This is a genomic window from Mesorhizobium sp. M7A.F.Ca.CA.002.15.2.1 (assembly GCF_003998715.1).
GTDB classification, from domain to species: Bacteria; Pseudomonadota; Alphaproteobacteria; order Rhizobiales; family Rhizobiaceae; genus Mesorhizobium; species Mesorhizobium ciceri.
On the sequence record NZ_RZPI01000364.1, the window covers coordinates 1 to 5621 of the forward strand.

Here is a 5621-nt window from a genome sequence, read left to right on the forward strand (position 1 = left end):
CGCTTCGGCTTCCCCGATGCGCTTCAGATTCCTGTTTTGTGGATGTCGTTGTCCCAAAACCGCCGGGCACTTTTGGGCGACATGCACCAGGCCCGCATCCTCTTTCTGGCGTCAGGCGCTGCGGCGGCTGTCCAGCGCGAAGGCGCCGGCGCCGGCAAACACCAGATAGAGGAAGATGAAGCAGAACGAGATCGCCGAATCGCCGCCATTGTTGACCGGGAAGAAGTCGCGCGGCATGTGCGCCATGAAATAGGCGATCGCCATTTCGCCGGCCAGAAGGAATGCCACCGGTCGCGTGAACAGGCCCAGCGCGAGCAGGATGCCGCCGGCGAATTCGAGGATGGCGGCAGTCGTGGTCAGCCCGGAAAGGGCGTGGGGATCGACGCTGACGGGGAAGTTGAACAGTTTCTGGCTGCCATGCTCGATGAACTGCAGCGCGGTCATGATGCGCAACACGCCGAGCGCCTGCGGCTGGTATCTGGAGAGGCTTTCGAAAAGCTTCATAATGACTCCATTTTCAATCCGTCCGGCCATAGATTATCGCCCAGGAATGGACCATTCACTTCCCATGGCCTGGCGTCAACAATCGGTGATTGAAAATGTCCCCAGCTTGACCCTTCACATTTTTCCCGCAAGGGTTGTATTTCTATCGTTGCGGTTGTATTAGTGCGGCCACTCTAGAAATGTGGGTTCCCTTTGCCATGAAAAAAGTCGCCATCAGCCTCTTCGCAATTCTTGCAGGCACCAGCTTTGCCATGGCCGAGGACGCCGGCTGTGAGGCCTTCAAGTGGCCCGTGACGCGGGAGCAGACCCTGTTTGCCGCGGCACCGGCAACGCCGTCCGGAGCGGCACTGGCGGTTGGTGCGGCTGCGGACCTGGCGCTGGTGCCGGTAGAGAAAGCCGGTTTTGCGGTAGCGCCCGAACGTGCGCCGGCATCAGACAGTTTCGGGGCCGTCGCCAGCGTGGAGGTGCCATCCGAGGGAGCCATCCAGATAAGTCTCTCGGGGGAGGCCTGGATCGATGTCATCCAGGATGGCCAGGCCATCAAGTCGGCGGGCTACAGTGGCGTGAAAACATGCCCTGGCATCCGCAAGAGCGTGCGCTTCAAGCTTGCGCCCGGCCCGGCCACCGTTCAGTTCAGCGGCGCGAAAAAAGCTGAGTTGAAGGTTGCGGTGCTGGCGCCGGAATGAGGCGGCGCCAGGCAGGGGAGAGGCCTTCATCGGTGGTCCGATGAAAGCCCGCACTTTGTGTCAGCGGTGTTCGATCGCCGTCAGCGGACTGGCGCCATCAAGGCGAAGTGCGCGCCTTGCGGGTCCTGGCACTGCACGATCCAACTGCCGCCGGGGACCTCCATCGGCCCCATCAGGATCTTGCCGCCATTGTCGGTGACCCGTTTGGCCGCCGCGTCGATGGCCGCAACGTTGAAGTAGAATTGCCAGACCGGGACCGGGATCTGCGCGGGCTTGTTCATGATGCCGCCGCCGGATTCGGGGCCGGCCGTAAAAGTCTGGTACGTGCCCATCGGGCCCATGTCGAAATCGCCGGCGTCGACCCAGCCGAACTGGTCGGAATAGAAATCGAACGCGGCTTTCCAGTCCGACGTGTAAAGCTCGTGCCAGCCGATGTGGCCCGGCGTGCTGGCCGGCACGACAGGCTGGTCGGGACCGTTCGGCTGCAGGAACATGAAGGTCGCGCCTTGCGGATCGGCGACGACGGCAAAGCGGCCGACGCCCGGAATGTCGTCGGGCTGGCGGTGAACGGTGCCGCCGGCTTTCTCCAGCGATGCAGTTGCGGCATCGACATCCCTGGTGTGGATATAGCCGAGCCAGGCAGGCGGCATGCCCATCTTGGCGGCATCCTCGGGCAAGGTCATCAGGCCGCCGACGCCACGTTCGCCGACATTCATGACGATGTAGCGCGGCATGCCGGGTGCCTTATCGAAGGGCTGCGCCGTCCAGCCGACCACTTGGGTGTAGAACGCCTCGGCGGCGTCGAGATCTGATGTCATCAATTCGTACCAGAAGAAGGGCATCGGGGTTTTTGGCATTTTCGGTCTCCTCACCTTTCATGGATCGATCGTCGTCCACCATAGGACGATCCTCACGACGGAAATCCGACACCGCCCGGACAACAATGGGTGTGTGTGCCAAGCGTTCCCTGATTGCGCATCCAGCGGTTTTCGATTTCTCTGCGGTCATGAGGGGTTGTCGTCCATGCGCTTGATGTCGCTCACGCCCGAGCTTGTCGCACTGTGCCATCGGGAAGAGGCCGATCCCGGTCCGGACCCGAGCTGGACAGACATGAACGACGAGGACTTTCGAACCCTCGCCTTGCGACTGTCCAATGAAGCCGATGAGGGACCGTTATGGGTGTTCGCCTATGGGTCGCTGATCTGGAAGCCGGAATTCGAGTCGGTCGAGCAACAGCTCGCCACAGCCTTCGGCTGGCACCGCTCCTTCTGCCTCGACATGGTGCGCTGGCGCGGCAGCGCCGAGCAGCCTGGGTTGATGATGGCGCTCGAGCGGGGCGGGCGCTGCAACGGCGTGATCTATCGCTTGCCGGAGGGTGAGAAGCCGGCGCAGATCGAAAGGCTGTTGCGGCGCGAGATCAGCGACCATGAAAGCATCGAGACGGTTCGCTGGCTGCCGGTGCATACGCCGCAGGGTAAGCTGCGCGCGCTCGGCTTCTGGGTCGGCGTGAAGGGCAGGGGAACGTCGCTGAACCAGCCGCTGGACAGAGTGGCGAGCGTGCTGGCCAGAGCCTGCGGGCATATCGGATCCGGCGCCGAATATCTCTACAACACGGTCAGCCATCTCGAAGCATTCGGCATCCGCGACCGCAATCTGTGGCGATTGCAGGAATTGGTGGCGCAGGAGGTCAGGGCCATCCATGGCCGCAAGCTTGAGCCTGGCCTTTCGCTCGCACTGCAAGCCCGACCGCAGTCGCAATAATATGAGTAAAAAAATCATGTTATTGCCGAGCCTTTTCAGTGACTTGCGTCGAAAATTGACCAATTGATAAAAAAATAAAACGTGCTAGCCTTCTCCAAAAGAAAACATGGGGAACTGACGATGCCAGAAGGCCAATTCAGGGAAGGCATTGCGGGCGGCAGGCTCTCGGCCGACCAGTATGCGGATAATTTTCCCGACCTGCACCCGCCGCTCGACCACCACGAGGCGCTGGTCGAATCCGACCGCTGCTATTTCTGCTACGATGCACCGTGCATGAATGCATGCCCGACTTCGATCGACATTCCGCTGTTCATCCGCCAGATCTCGACCGGTAATCCGATCGGTTCGGCCAAGACCATCTTCGACCAGAACATATTGGGCGGCATGTGCGCCCGCGTCTGCCCGACCGAGACGCTGTGCGAGGAAGTCTGCGTGCGCGAGGTGGCGGAAGGCAAGCCGGTGCAGATCGGCCGCCTGCAGCGCTACGCCACCGACGTCGCCATGGGCGAGAACAAGCAGTTTTATCCGCGCGCCGAGCCGACCGGCAAGACGGTCGCCGTGGTCGGCGCCGGGCCGGCCGGCCTTGCCGCCGCGCACCGGCTCGCCCGCCACGGCCATGACGTGACCATCCTGGAGGCGCGCGCGAAGGCCGGCGGCCTCAACGAATACGGCATCGCCGCCTACAAGAGCGTCGACGATTTCGCCCAGGCCGAAGTCGACTACGTGACCGCGATCGGCGGTATCGACATCCAGAACGGCAAGGCGCTCGGCCGCGACTATCAGCTGTCGGATCTGATCCGCAATTACGACGCGGTGTTTCTCGGCATGGGCCTTGGCGGTGTCAATGCGCTGCGTGCCGATGGCGAGGACGCTGACGGCGTCATCAACGCGGTCGAGTTCATTGCCGAGCTGCGCCAGGCCAGCGACCTTTCCGGCCTGCCGGTTGGTCGCCGCGTCGTCGTCATCGGTGGCGGCATGACGGCCATCGACGCCGCGGTACAGTCGAAGCTGCTCGGCGCCGAGGAGGTGACGATCTGCTACCGGCGCGGCCAGGAGCACATGAATGCGTCTGAGTTCGAGCAGGATCTGGCCGCTGCCAATGGCGTCAGCATCCGTCACTGGCTGCAGCCGAAGCGGGTGATCGCCGAGAGCGGCAAGGTCACTGCCGTCGAACTCGAATACACCGCCCTCAACGGCGACAGGCTTGCCGGCACCGGCGAGACGCTGACGCTCGTTGCCGATCAGGTGTTCAAGGCGATTGGACAGAGCTTTGTCCCGGCCGCCCTCAACGGCAGCGGTGCATCGATCGGCCTCGAAGCCGGCCGCATCAAGGTGGATTCGGAAGGGCGCACGTCGCTTGCCAAGGTCTGGGCCGGTGGCGACTGCATCTTCGGTGGCGACGACCTGACCGTCTCGGCGGTCGCGCAGGGACGCGACGCTGCGGAGAGCATCAATCGGGCACTGACCTCGAACGGGAGGGCATGAGCATGGCGGATATCAGAAACAATTTCGTCGGCATCAAGTCGCCCAATCCGTTCTGGCTGGCCTCGGCGCCACCGACCGACAAGGCCTACAACGTCATCCGCGCCTTCAAGGCCGGCTGGGGCGGCGTGGTGTGGAAGACGCTGGGCGAGGAGGGCCCACCGGTGGTCAACGTCAACGGTCCGCGCTACGGCGCGATCTGGGGCGCCGACCGCCGCCTGCTCGGCCTCAACAACATCGAACTGATCACCGACCGCGACCTGCAGGTCAATTTGCGCGAGATCAAGCAGGTCAAGAAGGACTGGCCCGACCGCGCCATCGTCGTCTCGCTCATGGTGCCTTGCGTCGAGGAGGCCTGGAAGGCGATCCTGCCTGTGGTCGAGGAGACGGAGGCCGACGGCATCGAGCTCAATTTCGGCTGTCCGCACGGCATGTCGGAACGCGGCATGGGCGCCGCCGTCGGCCAGGTGCCGGAATATATCGAAATGGTGGTGCGCTGGTGCAAGCAGAACACCCGTATGCCCGTCATCACCAAGCTGACGCCCAACATCACCGATGTGCGCAAGCCCGCGCGCGCAGCACATGCCGGCGGCACCGACGCGGTGTCGCTGATCAACACCATCAATTCGATCACTGGTGTCGATCTCGACAGCTTCGCGCCGCAGCCGACCATCGACGGCAAGGGCTCGCATGGCGGCTATTGCGGGCCGGCGGTAAAGCCGATCGCCATGAACATGGTGGCCGAGATCGCGCGCGATCCGGAAACGCAGGGCCTGCCGATCTCCGGCATCGGCGGCATCACCACCTGGCGTGACGCGGCCGAATTCATGGCGCTTGGCGCCGGCAATGTGCAGGTCTGCACGGCGGCGATGACCTACGGCTTCAAGATCGTGCAGGAGATGATCGCGGGCCTGGAAAACTGGATGGACGAGAAGGGGCACGCCTCGCTCGACGACATCGTCGGCCGCGCCACGCCCAATGTCACCGATTGGCAGTATCTCAACCTGAACTACGTCGCCAAGGCGCATATCGACCAGGATGCCTGCATCAAGTGCGGCCGCTGCCACATCGCCTGCGAGGACACTTCGCACCAGGCGATCACCAGCATGGTCGACGGCGTCAGGCACTTCGAGGTCATCGAGGCCGAGTGTGTCGGCTGCAATCTCTGCGTCAATGTCTGCCCGGTCG

General features: G+C 63.1%; 6 protein-coding genes. 4 read left to right on the forward strand and 2 right to left on the reverse strand.

Translation table 11 applies throughout. From position 1 onward, the window contains the following. Positions 1-111: 111 nt before the first annotated feature. Positions 112-504 carry a DoxX family protein gene (locus ENZ74_RS19825; protein WP_013530889.1) on the reverse strand — a complete coding sequence of 131 codons (393 nt, stop codon included), beginning with the start codon at positions 502-504 and terminating at the stop codon, positions 112-114. Positions 505-701: 197 nt separating this feature from the next. Between ENZ74_RS19825 and ENZ74_RS19830 the strand changes: the two genes are divergently transcribed. Beyond that, positions 702-1190, forward strand: coding sequence for a hypothetical protein (locus ENZ74_RS19830; RefSeq protein ID WP_084652544.1), 489 nt, complete (start codon positions 702-704; stop codon positions 1188-1190). 80 nt (positions 1191-1270) lie between these two features. Here the strand turns inward: ENZ74_RS19830 and ENZ74_RS19835 are convergent, their stop codons facing one another. Next, positions 1271-2047: a VOC family protein gene (locus ENZ74_RS19835; protein WP_013530891.1), complete on the reverse strand. Its 777-nt coding sequence runs from the start codon at positions 2045-2047 to the stop codon at positions 1271-1273. A 166-nt stretch (positions 2048-2213) separates the two neighbouring features. On the opposite strand from ENZ74_RS19835, the gene ENZ74_RS19840 reads away from it, so the two are divergent. From ENZ74_RS19840 to preA, 3 genes are all read left to right on the forward strand, one after another. Beyond that, a complete protein-coding gene (locus ENZ74_RS19840) occupies positions 2214-2951 on the forward strand; it encodes a gamma-glutamylcyclotransferase (protein ID WP_024501513.1) in 738 nt (245 codons plus the stop codon). Between the two features lie 120 nt (positions 2952-3071). Next, positions 3072-4436, forward strand: a complete 1365-nt coding sequence (locus ENZ74_RS19845) for an NAD(P)-dependent oxidoreductase (RefSeq protein WP_127312939.1) — start codon at positions 3072-3074, stop codon at positions 4434-4436. A gap of 2 nt (positions 4437-4438) precedes the next feature. Then, positions 4439-5621: NAD-dependent dihydropyrimidine dehydrogenase subunit PreA (gene preA, locus ENZ74_RS19850; RefSeq protein ID WP_127312940.1), on the forward strand; the 1183-nt coding region annotated here is incomplete at its 3' end.